General features: G+C 66.7%; 20 protein-coding genes. 9 read left to right on the top strand and 11 right to left on the bottom strand.

Features of this window, described 5'->3' with window-relative positions; translation table 11 throughout:
* Positions 1 to 40 precede the first annotated feature (40 nt).
* Positions 41 to 1,489, bottom strand: a complete 1,449-nt coding sequence (locus DFO58_RS17225; RefSeq protein ID WP_286163656.1) for an MFS transporter — start codon at positions 1,487 to 1,489, stop codon at positions 41 to 43.
* Between the two features lie 82 nt (positions 1,490 to 1,571).
* Between DFO58_RS17225 and DFO58_RS17220 the strand changes: the two genes are divergently transcribed.
* Complete coding sequence (locus DFO58_RS17220; protein ID WP_231735873.1) at positions 1,572 to 2,021, top strand: MarR family transcriptional regulator; 450 nt, start codon at positions 1,572 to 1,574, stop codon at positions 2,019 to 2,021.
* A gap of 159 nt (positions 2,022 to 2,180) precedes the next feature.
* Positions 2,181 to 2,459, top strand: coding sequence for a hypothetical protein (locus DFO58_RS18345; protein ID WP_146956024.1), 279 nt, complete (start codon positions 2,181 to 2,183; stop codon positions 2,457 to 2,459).
* 447 nt (positions 2,460 to 2,906) lie between these two features.
* On the opposite strand, the gene DFO58_RS17210 is transcribed toward DFO58_RS18345, so the two are convergent.
* The 5 genes from DFO58_RS17210 to DFO58_RS17190 form a co-directional block, all read right to left on the bottom strand.
* Positions 2,907 to 3,338, bottom strand: coding sequence for a hypothetical protein (locus DFO58_RS17210; protein WP_120991828.1), 432 nt, complete (start codon positions 3,336 to 3,338; stop codon positions 2,907 to 2,909).
* 114 nt (positions 3,339 to 3,452) lie between these two features.
* The gene (locus DFO58_RS17205; protein WP_120991827.1) at positions 3,453 to 4,544 is read right to left on the bottom strand and encodes a nitronate monooxygenase; all 1,092 of its coding nucleotides are present in this window, start codon (positions 4,542 to 4,544) and stop codon (positions 3,453 to 3,455) included.
* A complete protein-coding gene (locus DFO58_RS17200; RefSeq protein WP_053799076.1) occupies positions 4,541 to 5,308 on the bottom strand; it encodes a CoA-transferase in 768 nt (255 codons plus the stop codon). The genes DFO58_RS17205 and DFO58_RS17200 overlap by 4 nt, the downstream gene beginning before the upstream one ends.
* Positions 5,301 to 6,146, bottom strand: a complete 846-nt coding sequence (locus DFO58_RS17195; protein ID WP_047120428.1) for a CoA-transferase — start codon at positions 6,144 to 6,146, stop codon at positions 5,301 to 5,303. The genes DFO58_RS17200 and DFO58_RS17195 overlap by 8 nt, the downstream gene beginning before the upstream one ends.
* Before the next feature lie 2 nt (positions 6,147 to 6,148).
* Positions 6,149 to 6,895, bottom strand: a complete 747-nt coding sequence (locus tag DFO58_RS17190) for an enoyl-CoA hydratase family protein (protein WP_120991826.1) — start codon at positions 6,893 to 6,895, stop codon at positions 6,149 to 6,151.
* A gap of 108 nt (positions 6,896 to 7,003) precedes the next feature.
* Between DFO58_RS17190 and DFO58_RS17185 the strand changes: the two genes are divergently transcribed.
* The 7 genes from DFO58_RS17185 (at position 7,004) to DFO58_RS17155 (ending at position 14,093) form a co-directional block, all read left to right on the top strand.
* Positions 7,004 to 7,906, top strand: coding sequence for an SDR family oxidoreductase (locus tag DFO58_RS17185; RefSeq protein WP_047120426.1), 903 nt, complete (start codon positions 7,004 to 7,006; stop codon positions 7,904 to 7,906).
* On the top strand, positions 7,903 to 8,709 hold the full coding sequence (locus DFO58_RS17180; protein ID WP_120991825.1) for a MaoC/PaaZ C-terminal domain-containing protein: 807 nt from the start codon (positions 7,903 to 7,905) through the stop codon (positions 8,707 to 8,709). Before DFO58_RS17185 ends, DFO58_RS17180 begins: the two co-directional genes overlap by 4 nt.
* Positions 8,710 to 8,764: 55 nt before the next feature.
* Positions 8,765 to 9,550, top strand: a complete 786-nt coding sequence (locus DFO58_RS17175; RefSeq protein ID WP_120991824.1) for an electron transfer flavoprotein subunit beta/FixA family protein — start codon at positions 8,765 to 8,767, stop codon at positions 9,548 to 9,550.
* A gap of 1 nt (position 9,551) precedes the next feature.
* Entirely contained in the window at positions 9,552 to 10,541 is a 990-nt protein-coding gene (locus tag DFO58_RS17170) for an electron transfer flavoprotein subunit alpha/FixB family protein (protein ID WP_053799073.1), read from the top strand.
* The gene (locus tag DFO58_RS18845; protein WP_286163655.1) at positions 10,541 to 11,911 is read left to right on the top strand and encodes a cytochrome b/b6 domain-containing protein; all 1,371 of its coding nucleotides are present in this window, start codon (positions 10,541 to 10,543) and stop codon (positions 11,909 to 11,911) included. Before DFO58_RS17170 ends, DFO58_RS18845 begins: the two co-directional genes overlap by 1 nt.
* 209 nt (positions 11,912 to 12,120) lie before the next feature.
* A complete protein-coding gene (locus DFO58_RS17160) occupies positions 12,121 to 13,422 on the top strand; it encodes a TetR/AcrR family transcriptional regulator (protein WP_120991823.1) in 1,302 nt (433 codons plus the stop codon).
* Positions 13,423 to 13,844: 422 nt separating this feature from the next.
* A complete protein-coding gene (locus DFO58_RS17155; RefSeq protein ID WP_146956027.1) occupies positions 13,845 to 14,093 on the top strand; it encodes a hypothetical protein in 249 nt (82 codons plus the stop codon).
* 25 nt (positions 14,094 to 14,118) lie between these two features.
* Here the strand turns inward: DFO58_RS17155 and DFO58_RS17150 are convergent, their stop codons facing one another.
* The 5 genes from DFO58_RS17150 to mhpD all read right to left on the bottom strand — a co-directional run bounded on the left by DFO58_RS17150 (position 14,119) and on the right by mhpD (position 18,879).
* Positions 14,119 to 14,559, bottom strand: a complete 441-nt coding sequence (locus tag DFO58_RS17150) for a hypothetical protein (RefSeq protein ID WP_113607380.1) — start codon at positions 14,557 to 14,559, stop codon at positions 14,119 to 14,121.
* Between the two features lie 312 nt (positions 14,560 to 14,871).
* Positions 14,872 to 16,053 carry a flavin reductase gene (locus DFO58_RS17145; protein WP_120991822.1) on the bottom strand — a complete coding sequence of 394 codons (1,182 nt, stop codon included), beginning with the start codon at positions 16,051 to 16,053 and terminating at the stop codon, positions 14,872 to 14,874.
* A 32-nt stretch (positions 16,054 to 16,085) separates the two neighbouring features.
* Positions 16,086 to 17,093 carry a 4-hydroxy-2-oxovalerate aldolase gene (gene dmpG, locus DFO58_RS17140; RefSeq protein ID WP_120991821.1) on the bottom strand — a complete coding sequence of 336 codons (1,008 nt, stop codon included), beginning with the start codon at positions 17,091 to 17,093 and terminating at the stop codon, positions 16,086 to 16,088.
* Entirely contained in the window at positions 17,090 to 18,064 is a 975-nt protein-coding gene (locus DFO58_RS17135) for an acetaldehyde dehydrogenase (acetylating) (RefSeq protein WP_183043248.1), read from the bottom strand. The genes dmpG and DFO58_RS17135 overlap by 4 nt, the downstream gene beginning before the upstream one ends.
* On the bottom strand, positions 18,064 to 18,879 hold the full coding sequence (mhpD, locus tag DFO58_RS17130; RefSeq protein WP_047120418.1) for a 2-keto-4-pentenoate hydratase: 816 nt from the start codon (positions 18,877 to 18,879) through the stop codon (positions 18,064 to 18,066). The genes DFO58_RS17135 and mhpD overlap by 1 nt, the downstream gene beginning before the upstream one ends.
* Positions 18,880 to 19,122: the final 243 nt, after the last annotated feature.

The following is a 19,122-nucleotide window of genomic DNA, read 5'->3' as shown; positions in this document are numbered from 1 at the left end:
TGTGCCTGCCCTATGCAGGGCATCGGCACTGCCCGGGGAACTACTTGGCGTTGACCGACAACGGAACGTCGACAGGTTCCAGCTCGCCATGCGGCGGGTTCTTCGGAATGAAGCCGGCCAGGATCACGGCGGCCACGGAGAACCCGGCGCCGAGCAGCAGTGCCGTGCGGAAACCCTGCTCGGTCGGGATCATGGCGCCATGGAAGTCGGTGGACATCTGGGCCAGCACCAGGCCGATGACCGCGGCGCTGGCGGTGGTGCCCACCGAACGCATTAGCGTGTTGAAGCCGTTGGCCGCGGCGGTTTCGCTGCGCGGCACCGAGCTCATGATGATCGACGGCATGGCTCCGTAGGCGAAGGCCACGCCGCTGTTGACCAGGGTCGCGGTGAGCAGCAGGCCCCAGGTGCTTCCCATGCCCCACAGGCCCACCACGTAGCCGACGGCCAGGATGGAGATGCCCAGCATCAGCGTGAACTTGGCGCCCAGCTTGTCGGAGAGCTTGCCGCCCACCGGCGAGAGGATCAGCATCATGAAGCCGGCCGGGGCGACCCACAGACCGGCGGCCAAAACGGACTGGCCCAAGCCGTATCCGGTGCTGGATGGCAGCTGCAGGATCTGCGGCATGAGCAGCATGCTGACGTACATGCCGAAGCCGACGAAGATCGAGGCGATGTTGGTCAGCAATACGCGGGGGATGACCGCGGTGCGCAGGTCAACCAGGGGGTCGGTGGTCCGCAGCTCCCAGAAGCCCCAGAAGACCAGCGCCAGCAGCGACAGGCCGAAGAGGCACAGGGTCAGCGGCGAGGCCCAGCCCCAGAAAGAGCCCTTGGAGATGGCCAGCATCAGCGCCAGGATGCCCGTGGACAGGCCGATGGCGCCGAGCCAGTCGAAGCGCTGGCCGGCGGCTCCGGCCTTCATGCCCGGGATGAACTTCCAGATCAGCAATGCGACGATCAAGGTGACCACGGAGCCGCCGACGAACAATGCGCGCCAATCGGAGAATTCGATGACCGCGGCGGAAATCGGCAGCCCGATGGCGCCGCCAGCTCCCAGGGTGGCGCTGACAGTGGCGATGGCGGAGGAGAGCTGTTCCTTGGGCACGAGGTCGCGCAGCATGGCGATGCCCAGCGGGATCATGCCCGAACCGAAGCCCTGCAGGGCGCGGCCGATGATCATGATCGTGACGTTGGGGGCGAAGGCGCAGACCAATCCGCCGAGAATCAAAGGCAGAGCGAGGATCAGGATCATCCGGCGCTTGCCGAAGAGGTCACCCAGGCGTCCGGAAATCGGGACAGCCACCGCTCCGGCGAGCAGCGTGGCCGTCACGATCCAAGCGGTGTTGTCGGCGGAGGTATTGAAGATCTCGGGCAGTTGCGGGATCAGGGGCGCAACCATCGTCTGCGTCAGTGCAGAAGCGATGCCGGCAGTTGCCAGGATGCCGACGGCGGTTCCCGGACGAGTGGCGGATTTTTTGGCGCGATGCGTCAAGGGGTCCTTTCAGGGTGATGTGTAAGATACATACAGTATTCATAATACACATTCCGGGGTACGATGGAAGGCCTGAAAGGGCGTGAATACCATCAAGCGACACACTGCAGATATCGAGTACGAGCAGATGCTTCTCAGCCGCTATTTCGTGGCGCAGCATCGGCGGGGAAACGGATTGGACCGCAGCGCGTACCTGATCCTGAGCCACATCGATGCGCGCGGGCCGATGACGATCGGCGAGCTGAGCTCCGCGCTGCGTCTGGACGCCTCGACCTTGCAGCGGCAAGTGGCCGCGATTGTGCGCGACGGGTTGCTGGAGCGGGGCTTGGACCCGAACGGAAGCGCCGCCCGAAAGCTGACGATGACCTCGCATGGCCGCGACATGCTGGAAACCGACCGTGACGGATATATCCAGGACCTCGACGCCATCACTGCAGACTGGTCGGCGGAGGACGTCAACACTTTTGCCGAACTGCTGCGGCGCTACAACGGAGCCATCGAGGAGTTCCGGGACGTCAAGAATTCACGTTGACCCCCGCGGTAGCCGCGTGCGGGGCTTTTCCAGCTGCCATCTCGACCATGGCCAGACGGGCACGAAGTCTGAATGAAACCTTGGATGCATCGAAGATCGGTGTATTGAAGCGTAGTCTCGGGACGACCGTTGAACGTTTGGACCAGCGAGGAGTGAACAATGGATGGATGCGAAAGCAAAAACTACAACTTGTCACTGTCCCTGACAACGGATCAATATGACGACCTGACAACCGCGCTGGAAGCGCATCGTGACGGCTTGCGCCGCATCGCCGGCCAAGCCGCCAACGGCTTCGGTCTGGGTTCCGGATACTGGAATGGGCGGGCCGAGGAAGTCCAGGAGCTTTTGAGCTGTGTGCGCCGGCTTGCGCAAGGCGAAAATTCCTCCGGAGTCAATGATGCTTCAGGTAATTCGTCGAGGCGCTTCCCTCCCAAATGACGGGCAGTCCATATTGATAGTCGAAAGGGCGATTCGAGTTGCCAGCTGTATTCGCGGCGTCCGAGCTTTCCGGAGCAGGATTGCTTGGCACAAGAGTTGAGGCCGTTCCATCTTGATGGAACGGCCTCAATCATGCGCGGGCGGCGTACCGACGCTCCGCAATGGCCGTGTCGGACTAGATGGCGAGCCGCCGCACGTATTGCGGCATCCTGGTGCCGGCGTACCCGGAAACTCGGGACCAGATGCGCGACTGCGCTGTGCTTCCGATACTTCACCCGGCAGGTGAGCATGACTTCGAGCTCGGCTCGCGCGAACAGCGATCCGATCTGCATGGCATCCGCTTCAACGTCAACGGTTTTCAATGCCTGATTGGGCCTGGCAACTCAGTAGCTTGAGCTCATCGGAAGCTGGGTCGATGATGGCCACGAGGACCGTTTTCCCGCGCATTCACACCAGGCCCATGGCATCGGTGACGGATTCCTTGGCTCCAATCATGGCAACCGGCATGTGTACTGGCTCCACCTTGTTTGTATCTTTCCGAGCGGCCACATCAGTCACGGCGCACACCTCGCCAACGCAGGTTTCGGCGTGGATTCGCGATGCTGCGCAGTGTCCAAGAAATACCATGGGAAAAAGTAGTCCACTTTTCGAGGAACTTGCGCGAAGCCCCACGTGAATGTTCCGGTGGACGGTGAAGTTCGCGCCGGGGATCTCCCATGCAAAGCGCCCGGAGCTTCGCGACAAAGTCGGACTGGTTCCCTCAGCGGGCTGGTAATTGTTTTTCGAATCCAGGGTGCGCTGCACTGGCGCAAACATGTCGAATCGCCTGGCAAGAACTATCGGGCCCTGCCAGAATTCGAGTGATTCCAGGGCGCGCATCCCGCGGTCCGGTCGCTGGAACTGCCGCGCGGACGCGGCGGCACGCAGAAACCGCCGTGCCGGCAGCGAAAACTCGCTGCCCGCACGGCGGGCTGCATGGCCTGAGGGACTGTCCTACGCGAGGGCATCCTTGCTGTTCTGCACGAAGCCCGGAAGCACCGAAAGGCGTTCAACCGCGTCATCGATGATGCGGTCCACAAGCTGCTCGCAGGTCGGCAGGTCGTCGATGACGCCGACTACCTGCCCGGAAGCCAGCATGCCTGCCTGCGTATCGCCATTGACCAGACCTGCCTTGAGCAGCATCGGGGTGTTGGCGGCGAGCATCATCTGGCCCCAGCTGCGTCCGGTGCTGCGCTTCATGCGCAGTCCGTCGCGGGCCAGTCCCAGCCAGGACTGCCCGGAAAGCTCCTTGAACTGCAGGGTGCGCCGCGCGGTGCCCAGCATTCGGCCCAGCGGCGAGCCGGATTCCAGGCTGTCGATGAACTCGGTGCGCAGCAGGCGGTGCGGCATGCCGTCGGCCTTGGTGGTCACCACGGTGCCGTCCAGCCCGAATTCGAGGTAGCGCTTCTTGATGAGCTCGGGCACGGCGCTGTCGCTGGTGAGCAGGAAGCGGGTGCCCATGCCGATGCCGGCCGCGCCGTAGGACAGCGCGGCGGCCAGGCCGCGCCCGTCGAAGAATCCGCCGGCCGCGATCACCGGGATGTCCACCGCGTCCAGCACGGTGGGCAGCAGCAGGGTGGTCGGGGTGGCGCCGGTGTGGCCGCCGCCCTCGCCGCCCTGGATCATCACCGCGTCGGCGCCCCAGGAGGCGACCTTCTCCGCATGGCGCGGCAGGCCGACCGAGGGGATGACCACCGCGTCGTTTTCCTTGAGCTTGTCGATCAGCTCGCGCTTGGGCGCCAGTGCGAAGGAGGCGACCTTCACGCCGTACTTGATTAGCAGATTCACCCGGTCCATCGCGTCGGCCGCATCGGCGCGCAGATTGACGCCGAAGGGCTTGTCGGTGCGGGACTTGGTCTCCACGATGGCCTTTTCAAGCTCGTCGTAGGTCATGGTCGCCGAGGCGAGGATGCCCAGGCCGCCGGCCTCGGCGGTGGCGGTGACCAGGCTTGGCCCGGCGACCCAGCCCATGCCGGTCTGCACCACTGGATGCTGGATTCCGGTGAGCTCGGTCAGGGAGGTGCGGATGCGGTTCGTGGTGCTCAAGGGCTGACCTCTTGTTCTCTGCGGTGGGCGGGGTCCAGGACCTCGCGAATCAGTCGAAGCTCCTGCTCGTCGGGCAGGCGGGTGGCAGGGATCGTTTCCGGCACGTGCAGCTCGAAGCCGGTTGCGTCCAGCACCTCGTCCAGGGGAACCCCGGGGTGCAGGCTGAGCAGCGCCATGGTGCCGCCCGGCCCGCTGAAGTCGTAGACTCCGAGGTTGGTGACCACCCGGTGCACGTGGTGGAAGCGCGCCGCCCCGGGGCCGGCGGCCTTGGCGCGGTTCGCGCCGACCCCGGTCACGAAGTCGACGTCGCGCACGAAGCTGCGCGTGGACTGCCGGGCGATCCAGTAGCTGGTGGCGTGGTTGATGGTGTTGGTGGCCGCGGCCCGGGAGCCGAGCAGCTGGCGGTGCGGCTGGAAGTGGTCCCCAATGGCCGAGAAGTTGTGGTTTCCCTCCCGGTCGATCTGCGCTCCGCCCATCACCACATGGCGCTTGCCGGCGGCGATCAGCTCGAAGAGCTCGCGGTAGGGCAGGTAGCCGGCGCTGAACTCGCTTACCCCGCCCAGGGCCGGGACGTCCCCGTAGATGGTGGACTCGCCGTCGCTGAGCATGAGCGAGGGCGCGTGGGTCAGCGCGGCCAGCCGGGCGCCGAGCGTGGGAATGATGCCGGCCGGGCTGGCGAGGATGTCGTGCTGCCCGCGGAACAGGTCGCTGCAGGCTGCCACGGCGATCTCCGCGCGGGTGGCGGTGCTCAGGGTCTCAGGCATGTACGGCCTCCTTCCGCCAGATGGTCTCATTTTCCAGATACCCGGCGCGGTAGCGCTCCCACAGTGCGGGATCGGACGCCGCGCGGGCGTACTCGCGCTGCAGCTCCTCGTTGCGCGGGTACGCCGGCAGGCAGGTGGTGAAGTGGGCGCCGCCGGGGGCCTCGTAGACGTGGTCCACCATGGTGCGGTTCAGCAGCAGCGTGGAAGGGTGCGCGCCCTCGGTCAGTTCCCGGGTGCTAACCACCGATTCGGCGCTGAGGACGGTGCGCGCGGCGGCCCGGGCGAACAGGTCGTCCACGTAGGGGTCGGGGCCCAGGCACTGCCCGTTGCCCAGCGCGTCGGCGCGGTTCAGGTGGATCAGCGCCAGATCCAGCGGCACCGCAGGCATCGCCACCAGCGTTTCGCCGTCCTCGTAGGGTGAGGTGATGGTGCGGATCTGCGGGTTGACTGTCAGCACGTCCGAGCCCAGTCCGGTGCGGGTGACCTCGAAGGGCAGGCGCCGGCCGGCCGCGCGCAGCCCGGAGACCAGCATCGATTCGTCAAGTTCCGTGGTGGCGATGGCCCCGGATTGGCGGGCGGCCGCGAAGTGCGGGTCAACTGCGATGGAATCCAGGGTGACGAACCCGTGGACGACCTCGCGCACCTGCCCGGTGGCGCACAGCGTGCCGACGTCCGGGCCGCCGAAGCTGACGATGCGCAGGTCCTTGGCTCCGGAGCGCACCAGCGCGGCGACCAGGGCCATGGGCTTGCGCCGGGACCCCCAGCCACCGATGCCGATGGTCATCCCGTCCTGGAACAAGCCCTGCAGCGACTGCGCCGCGATGACCTTGCCGGTCATGCCTAGGCTCCGGTGGCGACGAAGTCGTCGCGCAGCTCGTCGGCGACGCCGCCGAGGTTCAGCTCGAAGGTGAAGCCCTGCTCGAAGCGGTAGCTGCGGTTCACGTCGATCGGGTCGATGCAGTTCAGCGCCTCCTTGGCCGCGCGGATGACGCGCGGGTCCTTGGCGGCGATCTCGTTGGCGTAGGAGAACGCGGTCTCGTCGAGCTTGTCGGCGCTGACCACCTCGGCTACGGAGCCCAGCTCCGCCAGGCGCTGGGCGCTGATGTTCTTGCTGGTGAAGTACAAGGTGCGCAGCATGTGGGCCGGGACCAGCCGGGCCAGATGGGTGGCTGCGCCCAGCGCGCCGCGGTCCACCTCCGGCACGCCGAAGTAGGCGGTGTCGCTGGCCACGATGGTGTCCGCGTTGCCCACCAGGCCCACGCCGCCGCCCAGGCAGAAGCCGTTGACCGCGGCGATGACCGGCACCGCGCACTCGTAGATGGACTTGAATGCGGCGAAGCAGCCGCGGTTGGCGCCGAGGATGGCGTTGAAGTCCTCGGTGGACTGCATTTCCTTGATGTCCACGCCGGCGTTGAAGCCGCGGCCCTCGGCGCGCAGGATGACCGCGCGGGTCTTGGCGTCCTTGGTGGCTTCGTTCATGGCGTCCGCGACGCCGAACCATCCGGCGACCGGCAGCGCGTTGACCGTCGGGTAGTTCATGGTGATGACGCGGACTCCGTTGGAGTGCATTGCTGAAGTGATCGACATTGGGACCTCCCTGTACCAAACGTTTGCTTGTTTGTTACCCTAGCACTTGCTTGGTTTCAGGTACACTGGCAATCCATAAGCACCACATCGACGAAAAGGAAAAAGCCCATGACTGGCATTTTGAGCGGCCGCGTCGCCATCGTGACCGGCGCAGGCCGCGGACTCGGACGCGAACATGCACTAGAACTGGCCCGCCAGGGAGCGATGGTCGTGGTCAACGACTTCGGCACCACCCTGGGCGGCGCCATCGACCCGGCGAACCCGGCCCACGAAGTGGTCGCGGCCATCCGCGCCGAGGGCGGGCAGGCCGTGGCCAACGGAGCCGATGTGGCGAACTTCGAGCAGGCCGGCGCCATGGTGCAGCAGGCCATCGACACCTACGGCCGGCTGGACATCCTGGTCAACAACGCCGGATTCGTGCGCGACCGCATGCTGGTGAACACCACCGAAGAGGAATGGGACGCGGTCATCCGCGTGCACCTCAAGGGCCACTTCGCCCCGCTGCGCCACGCCTCCAAGTACTGGCGCGACGAGGCCAAGGCCGGGCGCACCCCGCAGGCCCGCGTCATCAACACCACCTCCGGCGCAGGCCTGAAGGGCAGCGTCGGACAGGCCAGCTACTCGGCCGCCAAGGCGGGCATCACCGGCTTGACCCTGGTCGCCGCCCATGAACTGGCCCGCTACGGCGTCAACGTGAACGCCATCGCCCCGGCCGCCCGCACCCGCATGACCGAAGACGCCTTCGGCGAGACCATGGCCGCCCCGGAAGAGGGCTTCGACGCCATGAACCCGGCCAACGTCTCCCCGGTCGTGGCCTGGCTGGCCAGCGCCGGCAGTGAAGTCACCGGCCGCGTCATCGAGGTCGAAGGCGGCCGCGTATGCATCGAGGAAGGCTGGAACCACGGCCCGCAGGTCGACTCCGGAGCCCGCTGGGAGGCCGCGGCCGTCGGCGCCCAGATCGAGCAGCTGCTGGCCCAGGCCGCCGTCCCGGAACCGGTGTACGGATCATGAGCACCGCAGGAGTAGACCCGATGACCGCCGGCGCCTGGGCCGGCCAGCATCTGGGCGAGAAGACCGTCGGCTACACCCAGGACCAGGCGATCCTGTACGCGCTCGCCGTCGGCGCCCGGCCCACCGACCTCGACCTGATCTTCGAGGACCGGCTGCGCGTGCTGCCGTCCTTCGGCCTGACCCTGGCCCAGTGGGCCCCGGACCTGCTGGCCGACCGCGGCGCCTTCGACAACCGCGCCGTGCACGGGGCCCAGGAGCTGCTGGTCTCCAAGCCGCTGCCGCGCAGCGGGGAGCTGGCGCTGAACGCCCGCGTGGGCGAGGTCTGGGACAAGGGCGGCGCCGCCGTCTTCAACATCATCGTCGAATGCGACTACTTCCAGGCCACCTGGCAGATCTTCGCCCCCGGCTTCGGCGGTTTCGACGGCGATCGCGGCCCGGCCCGCGCCGCCGCCCCCGAAACCCCGGCCACGGGCACCGCCAGCATGCAGACCGCGCCTAACCAGGCCGCGCTCTACCGGCTGCTGGGGGACAAGCACCACATCCACATCGATCCGCAGGCAGCCAAGCGCATCGGGCAGGACCGCCCGATCCTGCACGGGCTGTCCTCGCTGGCCGCAACCACGCTGCCGCTGGCCGAACTGGCCGGGGCGCACCCGGCGGACCTGGTTCAATTCGGCGGACGCTTCTCCGGGGTCGTTTTCCCCGGGGACCGCATCGAGGTCAAGACCTGGGACAACGGACGATTCGAGGCCGCAGTGGCCGACCGTACGGTAATCGCCGACGGATTGGCGGTCTTCGGCTAAGCACAGCCGCAGACCGGGGCGCTGCAGCGCCACGACAGCTAGATAGAGGGAACACATGAGAGTCATCGTCTTGATGAAGGAAGTCCCGGACACCTACGGCGAACGCGCCATAGATCTGGAAACCGGGCTGCTGAAGCGCGCGAACGCCGAGCCGGTGCTCGACGAGATCACCGAGCGCGCACTGGAGGTGGCATTGCGCCACCGCGAAGCGCAGCCGGGCACCGAAGTGGTGCTGCTGAGCGTGGGTCCGGAAGGCAGCCTGCCGACCACCCTGCGCAAGGGCCTGGCCATGGGCGCGGACCGCGCGGTGCACGTGCAGGATCCCGCGCTGCTCGGCGCGGACCTGACGCTGACCGCCCAGGTGATCGCCGCCGCGGCCAAGCAGATCGGGTTCGACCTGGTGATCGCCGGCAACGTGTCCACGGATGGCGGAGGCGGCGCACTGCCGTCCATGCTGGCCGAACTGCTCGGCGTGGCCGGGCTAGCGGCGCTGTCCAGCGTGCAAATCGACGAGCTGACCGTGGCAGGCCAGGTCAACACCGACGTGGAGCGCTACGAAGCCAGCGCCGACCTGCCGGCCGTCATCTCCATCACCGAGGCGCTGCCGGATGCCCGCTTCCCGAACTTCAAGGGCATCATGGCGGCCAAGAAGAAGCCGTTCGAGACCTTGGACCTGCAGGCCCTGGGCGTGGCCCCGGGCGAAGAGGAAGCGCGGTCCATCGTGATCTCCGCCGCCGCCCGCCCGGCGCGCAGCGCCGGTACGCGGATCGTCGACGAAGGCGACGCCGGCGAGCAGATCGCCGAATTCCTGGCCAAGAACCAACTGATCAAGGGGCATTAAGATGAGCAGCAATTCCGGGAACCCGATCCTGGTCCTGGTGGACACCTCGCCGGAGGGGCAGCTGCGCGCAGGCGCGGGCGAACTTCTCGGCGCGGCCGCCTCGGTGGGCAGCGCCGTGGCGCTGGCCCTGGCCCCCGCCGCACAGGCCGAGCGCCTGTCGCAGGAGCTGGCTGAACTGGGCGCGACGCGCGTACTGGTCGCCGACTCCGCGGCCGCCGGCAACGCGGTCATCGCGCCCTTGGTAGATGCGCTGGCCGCCGCCTACGCACAGGTGCAGCCCGAGGCGGTGCTGGCCCCGAACTCCATCCGCGGCCGCGACGCCGCCGCGCGTTTCGCCGCCCGCGCCTGCCTGGCGCTGGCCGTGGACACCGTGGGCATCGACCGCGACGAGGAAGGCATCATCGCGCACCACTCGGTGTACGGCGGCGCCTACCTGGTTGATTCGGCAGCCACCACCGGCGCCCTGGTCATCACCCTGCGCCAGGGCTCCAGCGAGGCCCGCGCCACCGCGCAGCCGGCCCAGCTCGAGCTGCTGGCCGTGCAGCCCTCGGGCGCGCCAGACGCCGTGATCACCTCCCGCGAAGAAGCGGTTATCGAGTCCTCGCGCCCCGACCTGCGCGGAGCTGACATCGTGGTCTCGGGCGGACGCGGGCTGGGCTCGGGGGAGAACTTCTCCCTGGTCGAGTCGCTGGCCGACGCCCTGGGCGGTGCCATTGGCGCTTCCCGCGCCGCAGTGGACGCCGGCTACGTGCCGCAGACCATGCAGGTGGGCCAGACCGGCGTCACCGTCGCCCCGCAGCTGTACATCGCGCTGGGAATCTCCGGTGCCATCCAGCACCGGGCCGGCATGCAGACCTCCAAGACCATCATCGCCATCAACAAGGACCCGGAGGCGCCGATCTTCGACGTCGCCGACTTCGGCGTGGTCGGAGACCTGTTCACGGTGGTTCCCCAGCTGGTCGAGGCTATCGAGGGGAAGCGGGCTAACTAATGGCACGGCAGGGACTACCGCGCACCCCCGGGGCCGCCCCGGCCCAGCCTCCGGCTCCGGTGCAGGAAAACGAACAGCCCCAGCAGGCCGCCGAGCCCGTTGCCGCCACCCCGGCGCCGGCGGCCTCGGGCGGCGTGCGCCGCGGGTTGCCGCGTACAGGCGCCACGCAGGCGGCGGCCGGCCAAGCTCCGGCGCAGCAGGCCGCTTCGGCGGCAGCTGAACAGGCTGAGCAGCCCGCCGAGCCGGTGTCCGCGCCGCTGGCCGCCGCGTCCGGACGTCGCGGGCTTCCGCGCCCGGGTGCCGCAAGCACCCCGGCCGCTGCGGAATCGGCACCCGCCGCGCCTATTGCACCGGCTCCGGAGCAAGCGCAGGTCCCTGCCGCGCCGCAACCCGCGGCGGCGAAGACGCAGGCCCAGCCTGCCGCCAAGCCGTCTGCGGCGCCGGCCAAGCCGGCTCCGAGCGCGCCCGGCGCCCTGGCCAAGCTCTGGGCCACCGCCCGCGGCAAAACGCTGCTGCTGGCCGTGGGACTGCTGGTGCTGCTGGGCGCCGCGGTGCTTGCTGCCCGCTGGCTGGTCTCGCTGGACTCGGTGCAATCCTTCCTGGCCCGCTACCCGGGAGAGACCCACTTGCCCGAAGGAGCTCCGGTCGGGCTGCCGGCGTGGATGGGATGGCAGCACTTCTTCAACATCTTCCTGATGGTGCTGATCATCCGTTCGGGATGGCAGGTGCGCACGCAGCGCCGCCCGCCAGCCAGCTGGACCGCGAAATTCGGCAAGAACCCCAAGAAGATCAGCATCAACCTGTGGTTCCACCAGTTCCTCGACATCCTCTGGCTGGTCAACGGCGCGGTGTTCGTCATCCTGCTGCTGACCACCGGCCAGTGGATGCGCGTGGTGCCGACCAGCTGGGAAGTCTTCCCGAACGCGCTCTCGGCCGCGCTGCAGTACCTGTCCCTGGACTGGCCGACCGAGAACGGCTGGGTGAATTACAACAGCCTGCAGGTGCTGGCCTACTTCGCGACCATTTTCCTGGCCGCGCCGCTGGCCGCGATCACGGGATTTCGGATGTCCGGAGCCTGGCCTACGAGGGCCGAGAAGCTGTCGCGCGCCTACCCGATCGAGGTAGCCCGGGCGATCCACCTGCCGGTGATGTTCTACTTCGTGGCATTCATCGTGGTGCACGTGGCCCTGGTCTTCTCCACCGGGGCGCTGCGCAACCTGAACCACATGTACGCGGCGCGGGACGCGGTGAACTGGACCGGATTCTGGATCTTCTTCGCTTCGCTGCTGGTCATCGTCGGCGGCTGGTTCGCCGCCCGGCCGATCCTGCTGGCCCCGCTGGCCTCGCTGTTCGGCAAGGTCGGGCGCTAGCTGCTGCACTCTGGAAGGACCGCTCCGCGCATTTCTGCGTCGGGGCGGTCCTTCGTGGTTTCCAACGGGATGATAAGCGATTAATTGATCCTTGAGAGTGCGAAAGTGGGACTGCCCTTGCAGGGTTCCCTCGCGCGGGGTTCACTTGAATATCGAGAGTCCATCATTTCGGGTTGGGGACCGGGCAGGATCGAGAAACGAGTAGACGTTTGGCACAGCGCAAGACAGAACGAAAGAACCTGCAGGGCGAAGAAACCCGAACCAGAATTCTTGAAAAGACCATGCGACTGGTCGCGGTCCACGGGTACTCCGGAACCAGCCTCAGCATGGTGCGCAGGGCGTGCAACGTATCCGCAAGCTCCATCTACTGGCACTATTCGGGCAAGGAGGAGCTGGTCGCGGCCGCCCTCGAGCACGCCTACCGATCCCAGGCCCAGCGGCTGCCGAACTGGCTGGACACCCCGCCGTCCTCCTCGCGTGCGCACGACTTGTATTCGCAGCTCATGCACTCGCCCAATGGCGAAGGCGAAATGGGGTACTGGCGCGTAGGCCTCCAGCTGGCGCTGACCAAACCAGGAGAACCGATCCCGGCCCGCGACCGCTTCCTGCAAATCCGCGCAGAAGCCATCGAATGGACGGCTGACTGGTGGGAGCGCACGCTGCCGGAAAACATGCCGCAACGCCGGGACGCGGCCCGGCTCATGGGGAACTTCACGGTCGCCGAGCGCGAAGGCAGCTTCCTGAAGCTGCGCGGCCCGCGGACCACCGATACCGCCCGGCTGACCCGGATGATCGCCGCCGCTCTGGACACGGTGGCAGAGCAGCTGCCGGTGCTGGCCGAGACCCATGACCTCACTCCATCCACGCCGACCCCGCCGCAGATGGCGGTGCTGGTATCCGCCGAAGACGCGGAATCGGGGCGTGAAGCCTTATTGCGTGCTGCGCAGGAGGTCATTGGCCAGTCCGGATATGACGGGGTGAGCATCTCCAAGGTCTGCGAACGTGCCGGGCTTCCCGCCAGCTCCCTGTATTGGTCTTTCAAGGACAAGGACGAGCTGCTGTCCACGGTGATATCCAACGCCTGCGCTGGGTGGAAGCAGCTGCGCGAAAAGGAATTCGCGCTGCCCCCGGGCGAGCACTGGGCCGAACAGATCCGCTCGTTCATCCTGCCATCGCTTAAGGGCTCGGAGCACGGCCAGAGCGCGGTGCCGATGAGCCTATTGCTGCTCCTGCAGCGTGCCGAGCACGTCCACGCAGGCCGCAGCGAGCTCGAAGGAGTCCTGCAGGAGACATTCGAAGCGACCGTCGAATGGTTCGCCGCGCTGCTGGGCTCCGCAGCCGGGCCGCAACGCCGCCATGCCCAGGATGTCGCCATCTGCCTGTTCCGCATGCTTGACGGGATGCTCATCGGACGCCGGGTTGACGATCAGTTCTATGATCCGCAGCTGCTGGCAACGTTGATCAGCAACGCCATCGTCCAGATTGCGCAACGGGACGCCCAAGCCGCGTGAATCCTCCGCGGGGCATCGTTTTCCGGAGAATTCCGTACAAGCTGCCTACAGGCGGTTTGGCCGCGGCAACGGTGCCACCCCGCAGGGGTCCGATCCTGGCAGGTATGCGCCCGAGCCGCAGGATGGCTCCATCCGGCGGCATCAGGCAAGGCTGTCCGGATGCCGGAACCAGACGATTGGGGACCTCGGAAGCGCGATGCGCCGAGTCATACATACGCCAATGTTCCGCGCTTCGCCCCTGATGCTTATACTTTAGGGAAGAACGTTCATATTCCCCGTCGAGCTTTTCCGCAGGTAACGAAATGCAGGCTCCTCGATACTCCATCACGCTGGTGGAATGCGGCGCCTGGCCACAGCGCGTGACGATGATTGCAGTGCTCAATGCCAAGGGAACATGAATCTATTGGATTACCGAGGAGATCATGATGGGTCGGCAGACCGCCATTCCCTTGTCGCTGACAAGCGACCAGCTGGACGATCTCGTCAGTGCGTTGGAAGCGCATCGCGACGGATTCAAGAAATTGGCTGCGGAAGCCAGCCTGGGTTTCGGCTTGGATTCCACCTATTGGCAGGGGCGGGTGGATGATGTGCAGAACCTGCTCGACACGGTGCATCGCCTGGTCGGCGAAGATGACCTCGGCTCGCGCACGGCGGGCTACGAGGAATCCTAGCGGCGGACCGCCTGAATTTCCGATCCTAATGCGGCTCTGCGGGCGTCGCTGTCCTAGCCCAGCATGCATCCGTGCGGACGAAGCACGGCACCTCGTGGATCGCAGCGCTATGGGCCCAAAAAGATACCCGGAATGGCGAAAGCCGGCTGCGGTCGTTCCTGACGCATAGTTCGGCCAAGGTGGTTTCGGGCCGCAAGGGCTCGACTCTGGTGAAAATGGGGCTGGGGATGGTAATGTGCCACAGCTCCAAATGCTCGCTGTCCGTGTCGCATAACGCGAGAAGCACTGCGCGGCCGTGGATGGATACAAATCCCATCACGTCGTCGACCCGCTCGGTGGGGTCGGCCAGCACCACGGGCATGCCTTCGACCCAACCGTAGCTAGCTAGATGCCGTTTGGCGGCGGGAGAACTGAGAAGCTCTTCGACGCGCTGGCTGGCGTATGTGCGCAGCTCCGGGTATTCCATATTTTCCTCCGCTGACGGCAGCTCTCCGCAAGGTGATTGCCCACGAAATCCTGAGGCAGCTCGTGCCCGCAGGAATCCCCGGGTGTCGCCTTCGGCGCTCGGTGATCATCGTGGAGTATTCCTCTGACAATACGCCCATAATCCCGAATATCACATTCGCTGTCTACCACTATGTACGGATAATACGCTCTGCGAGTTCGGATTGTCCCTCGGCGGTCGATCCGGCTCGGCGCTTGTGAGCAATGCGACGGAGAAGACCCCCGGCGGAAAATTTCCGTCGGAGGTCTTACCCGGGCTGGAGGATGAGGCGGCCTAGTCTTCGGCGCCGCTCATTTCTTCCGCGGTGCGCACCAGTTCCTGGGCCCAAGCCAGCACCTGGGCGCCGGAAGCGCCCTGCGGCAGGCCGGAGGCGCGCAGCACCAGACGGACCTTGCCGGCGGCGTCGCGGACCGGAGCCAGCAGCGAATCCACGTCGTAGCTTCCCTCTGCGCCGAAGTCCACCGGGGCGTAGCCGGAGGAGGTCTGCGCGATGATCTCGCGCAGCCTGCGCTCCTGGGCCGGGGTGTACAGGCCCGAGGAGTATTCGCGCAGCACCGAGTAGACCTCGTCATCTGCGTAGTCCCCGCGCATGGTCACCGACCAGCCCCGGTCGCGGGCCACCTGCAGGCGGGCGCGGTAGTCCTGGGGGGTGCATTCGTCCGCCGGCAGGGCGCGGGCCAGCCAGCGCTCGATGGTTTCCTCGTCCTCCCAGGCCAGGCACATTTCGCCCATGGGCGGCATCAGCGGGATGCGTTCGCCTAGGCGTTGCCCGTCGTGGAACTCGCCGGTGCCGGAGACGATCACCGCCATCTCGTCGCCGATGACCGCCATGGTGGAAATATCCGCGTCCAGCGATGCCGCGAGCTGCTTCATCGTCGAGCTGTGGCGTTCCGCGCGGCGCACCCCGCGGATCAGGTCGGTCTCGAACGGCGCATGCAGCGACAGCGGGGCAAAGCGCCCGTAGCCGCCCTGGAAGAACAGCAGCGGGGCCACCGGGGAGCAGACCTGCAGCTCCTGCACCGCGCCGACCACGATGTAGTGGTCCCCGGCGTCGGTGATGGATTCGAAGGTGCAGTCGATGTAGGCGACCGCTCCCTCCAGCACCGGGGCTCCGGACGGAGCGAGGGTCCACTCGATGTCCTCGAACTTGTTCGGCGCGCGGCCGGCGAAGCGGCGGCACAGCTCTTCCTGGTCGGCGGCCAGCACGTTCACGCAGAAGGAGCTGGCGGTGCGCAGCTTCTTGAAGGTGGAGGAGGCCACCGTGGGCAGGAAGCCCACCAGCGGCGGATCCAGCGACACCGAGGTGAAGGAACCGACGATCATGCCGACCGGTTCGCTGTCCTCGGTGATGCCGGTGATCAGCACGACGCCGGTCGGGAAGTGTCCCAGGACGTTGCGGAACGCCATCGGATCTGAGACGGGCGGGGTCTGTGCCCCCAGTGCTACTGCATTCACGGTCTTTTCCTTTCAGTACTTCGCTGGCGCAGCTACTTCTGGCCGATGAGGTCCAGCGCGACGTCCACGATCATGTCTTCCTGGCCGCCGACCATGCGGCGCTTGCCCAGTTCCATGAGGATGTCGGTGGTCGGGATGCCGTAGCGCTCGCTGGCGGCTTCGGCATGGCGCAGGAAGCTGGAGTACACCCCGGCGTAGCCCAGCGAGAGGGTCTCGCGGTCCACGCGCACCGGGCGGTCCTGCAGCGGGCGGACCAGGTCGTCCGCGGCGTCCATGAGGGTTGTCAAATCGCAGCCGTGCTCGAAGCCGTACTTGTCCGCGGCGGCGATGAACGCCTCCAGCGGGGCGTTGCCCGCTCCTGCGCCCATGCCTGCCAGCGACGCGTCCACCCGGTTCGCGCCGTGCTCCACGGCGGTCAGCGAGTTCGCGATGCTCAGCGAGAGGTTCTCATGGGCGTGGATGCCGATCTCGGTGGCCGGATCCAGCACCTGGCGGAAGGCGTCGACGCGTTCGCCCACGCCCTTCGGGGTCAACGCTCCGCCGGAGTCCACCACGTACACGCAGGTCGCGCCGTAGCTTTCCATGAGCTTGGCCTGGCGGGCCAGCTCGGCCGGCTCGGTCATGTGGGACATCATCAGGAAGCCGACGGTGTCCATGCCCAGCTCGCGCGCGGCGGCGATGTGCTGCGCGGAGACGTCGGCTTCGGTGCTGTGGGTCGCGATGCGCACTACGGTGGCGCCGGCCGAGTTGGCGGCCTTGAGATCCGTGATGGTGGCGATGCCCGGCAGCGCCAGGGTGGCGACCTTGGCGTTCTTCACCGCGGCGGCCACCGCGGAGATCCACTCCAGGTCGGTGTGGGCGCCGAAGCCGTAGACGCAGGAGGAGCCGTTGATGCCGTCGCCGTGGGCCACCTCGATGGAGGCGACCCCTGCCTTGTCCAGGGCGGTGGCGATGGCGACTGCCGACTCGACGCTGTACTGGTGGCGGATGGCGTGCATGCCATCGCGCAGGGTGACATCTGAGATGTAGAGCTTGCTCATGCCCGGGCCTCCTGGAGTTCTGGGTTTTCTGCGGTGGTTGAGTGGTGCTGCGCCCAGCGTTCGGCCACGGCCATGGCGGCCGAGGTCATGATGTCCAGGTTGCCCGCGTAGGCCGGCAAGTAGTGCGCCGCACCGGTGACCTCGAGCATCACGGTGACGCGCACGCCGGTGAAGTTGCCGGATTCCGGCAGGTGCAGCGGGTTCTCCTCGGTGAAGGTCTCGAACTGCACCGCCTGCTTGAGCTGGTAGCCCGGGACGTAGCCCTGCACCTTGGCGGCCATCTCCAGGATCGAGGATTCGATCCGGCCCAGGTCCGGATCGCCCTCCACCAGCGCGTAGACGGTGTTGCGCATGAGCATCGGAGGCTCGGCGGGGTTCAGGATCATGATGGCCTTGCCGCGGCCCGCGCCGCCGATGTCCACCAGCGCCTGCGAGGTGGTCTCGGTGAATTCGTCGATGTTGGCGCGGGTGCCCGGGCCTGCGGAGCGCGAGGAGACCGAGGAAACGATTTCCGCGTAGCGCACCGGGGCGACGGCGCTGATGGCCGCGACCATCGGCACGGTGGCCTGGCCGCCGCAGGTGACCATGTTCAGGTTCGAGTCATCCAGGTGGTCTTCCAGGTTGACCACCGGGATGCAGGACGGGCCGACGGCGGCAGGGGTCAGGTCAAGGACGCGGACCCCGGTGTCCTTCAGCTTCTCCCAATTGGCGCGGTGCGCGCCGGCGCTGGTCGCGTCGAAAACGATCTTGATGTCCTTGAAGTTCGGCAGCGCCAGCAGCCCGTCGATGCCCTCAGCGGTGGTGGCCACCCCGAACTTGGCCGCGCGGCGCAGACCGTCGGATTCCGGGTCGATGCCGACCATGGCGCCCATTTCCAGGCGCGTCGAGCCGCGCATGACCTTGATCATCAAATCGGTGCCGATGTTGCCGGAGCCGATGATGGCCACCGGCCAGCGATTGTGCTGTTCCATTAGTTCTCCTCGTGCGTGATGCGGACCTGTCCCAGGCCCTGGATGGTTGCCACCGCGTTGGCTCCGGCGGGGAAGTCGACCATGGGGCCCAGCGCCCCGGTCATCAGGATTTCTCCGGCGCGCAGCGGCCGGCCGAGCGAAGCCATGCGGCGCACCAGCCAGAGCGCGGCGCGGTACGGGTGGCCCAGGCAGGCGGCGCCGGATCCGACCGAGCGGACCTTGCCGTTGACTTCCATGGCCATGCCGACGGCCGACAGGTCCAGCGCCGTGGGCAGCACCGGCACCGTGCCGGTGACGATCTGCCCGCAGGAGGCGTTGTCCGCAATCGTGTCCAGAATCGAGATATCCCAGTTCTCGATGCGGGAGCCGACGATTTCAATGGCCGGAAGCAGGTGGTCCACCGCGGAGATCAGCTCGTTGATGGTGGTGTCCGGGTGCGGCAGGTCCTTGTTCAGGACCAGCGCGATTTCCGCCTCGACCCGCGGCTGCAGCACCGCGTTGGCGGCCAGCGGCTCGCCGTCGGCCAGGCACATGTCTGCGAACAGCACCCCGAAATCAGGCTGGTTCACACCCATTTGGGCCTGGACGGCCGGCGAAGTCAGTCCGATCTTGCGGCCGACGACACGGCGCCCGGCGCTGATCGCGTGGTCCTCGTTCAGGCGCTGGACCTCGTAGGCGGCTTCGATGCCGCCGGCTGCCAGCTCGTCGCGGATGGGGCTGATGGCAACGCCGTTGAGTTCAGCCTCGCGCAGACGCAGGGCGAGATCCGCCAGTGCCGTGGACTGTGCGCGAACCGTTTGAGTGTGTGTAGTCATCCGTCCTCCAAAGTGAAACTCCAGTATCTACAGCTCGCTTCGGGGCGTGATTCTGTTGTCTCAGAGAGCGGGATAAATAAATTGAAACTAGTTCTAGTTTTTCTCTGTAGTGACGTGTACAGTGAATGAAAACGAAGACGTGGTTCACATCACATGGAAGTTTTGCAGCAGCTTCCGCGAGGTGGACACAAGCATGGCCTGCGCAGCGAAGCGCAGTAGAAGACCTGAATCCCTTTTCCCAGG

This window comes from Arthrobacter sp. AG1021, from assembly GCF_003633665.1.
GTDB classification, from domain to species: Bacteria; Actinomycetota; Actinomycetes; order Actinomycetales; family Micrococcaceae; genus Glutamicibacter; species Glutamicibacter soli.
The sequence above is the reverse complement of the archived record's forward strand: the minus strand, read 5'-3'. Positions and strand labels throughout refer to the sequence as shown.

Bases quoted from the DNA above. Each gene is read 5' to 3' on its own strand.
- DFO58_RS17210 (WP_120991828.1), bottom strand. From the start codon at position 3,338: ATGCGCGCCCTGGAATCACTCGAATTCTGGCAGGGCCCGATAGTTCTT.
- mhpD (WP_047120418.1), bottom strand. From the start codon at position 18,879: ATGACTACACACACTCAAACGGTTCGCGCACAGTCCACGGCACTGGCG.
- DFO58_RS17180 (WP_120991825.1), top strand. From the start codon at position 7,903: ATGAGCACCGCAGGAGTAGACCCGATGACCGCCGGCGCCTGGGCCGGC.
- DFO58_RS17195 (WP_047120428.1), bottom strand. From the start codon at position 6,146: ATGACCGGCAAGGTCATCGCGGCGCAGTCGCTGCAGGGCTTGTTCCAG.
- DFO58_RS17190 (WP_120991826.1), bottom strand. From the start codon at position 6,895: ATGTCGATCACTTCAGCAATGCACTCCAACGGAGTCCGCGTCATCACC.
- DFO58_RS17200 (WP_053799076.1), bottom strand. From the start codon at position 5,308: ATGCCTGAGACCCTGAGCACCGCCACCCGCGCGGAGATCGCCGTGGCA.
- DFO58_RS17170 (WP_053799073.1), top strand. From the start codon at position 9,552: ATGAGCAGCAATTCCGGGAACCCGATCCTGGTCCTGGTGGACACCTCG.
- DFO58_RS17175 (WP_120991824.1), top strand. From the start codon at position 8,765: ATGAGAGTCATCGTCTTGATGAAGGAAGTCCCGGACACCTACGGCGAA.
- dmpG (WP_120991821.1), bottom strand. From the start codon at position 17,093: ATGAGCAAGCTCTACATCTCAGATGTCACCCTGCGCGATGGCATGCAC.
- DFO58_RS18845 (WP_286163655.1), top strand. From the start codon at position 10,541: ATGGCACGGCAGGGACTACCGCGCACCCCCGGGGCCGCCCCGGCCCAG.
- DFO58_RS17185 (WP_047120426.1), top strand. From the start codon at position 7,004: ATGACTGGCATTTTGAGCGGCCGCGTCGCCATCGTGACCGGCGCAGGC.
- DFO58_RS17155 (WP_146956027.1), top strand. From the start codon at position 13,845: ATGATGGGTCGGCAGACCGCCATTCCCTTGTCGCTGACAAGCGACCAG.
- DFO58_RS17150 (WP_113607380.1), bottom strand. From the start codon at position 14,559: ATGGAATACCCGGAGCTGCGCACATACGCCAGCCAGCGCGTCGAAGAG.
- DFO58_RS17135 (WP_183043248.1), bottom strand. From the start codon at position 18,064: ATGGAACAGCACAATCGCTGGCCGGTGGCCATCATCGGCTCCGGCAAC.
- DFO58_RS18345 (WP_146956024.1), top strand. From the start codon at position 2,181: ATGGATGGATGCGAAAGCAAAAACTACAACTTGTCACTGTCCCTGACA.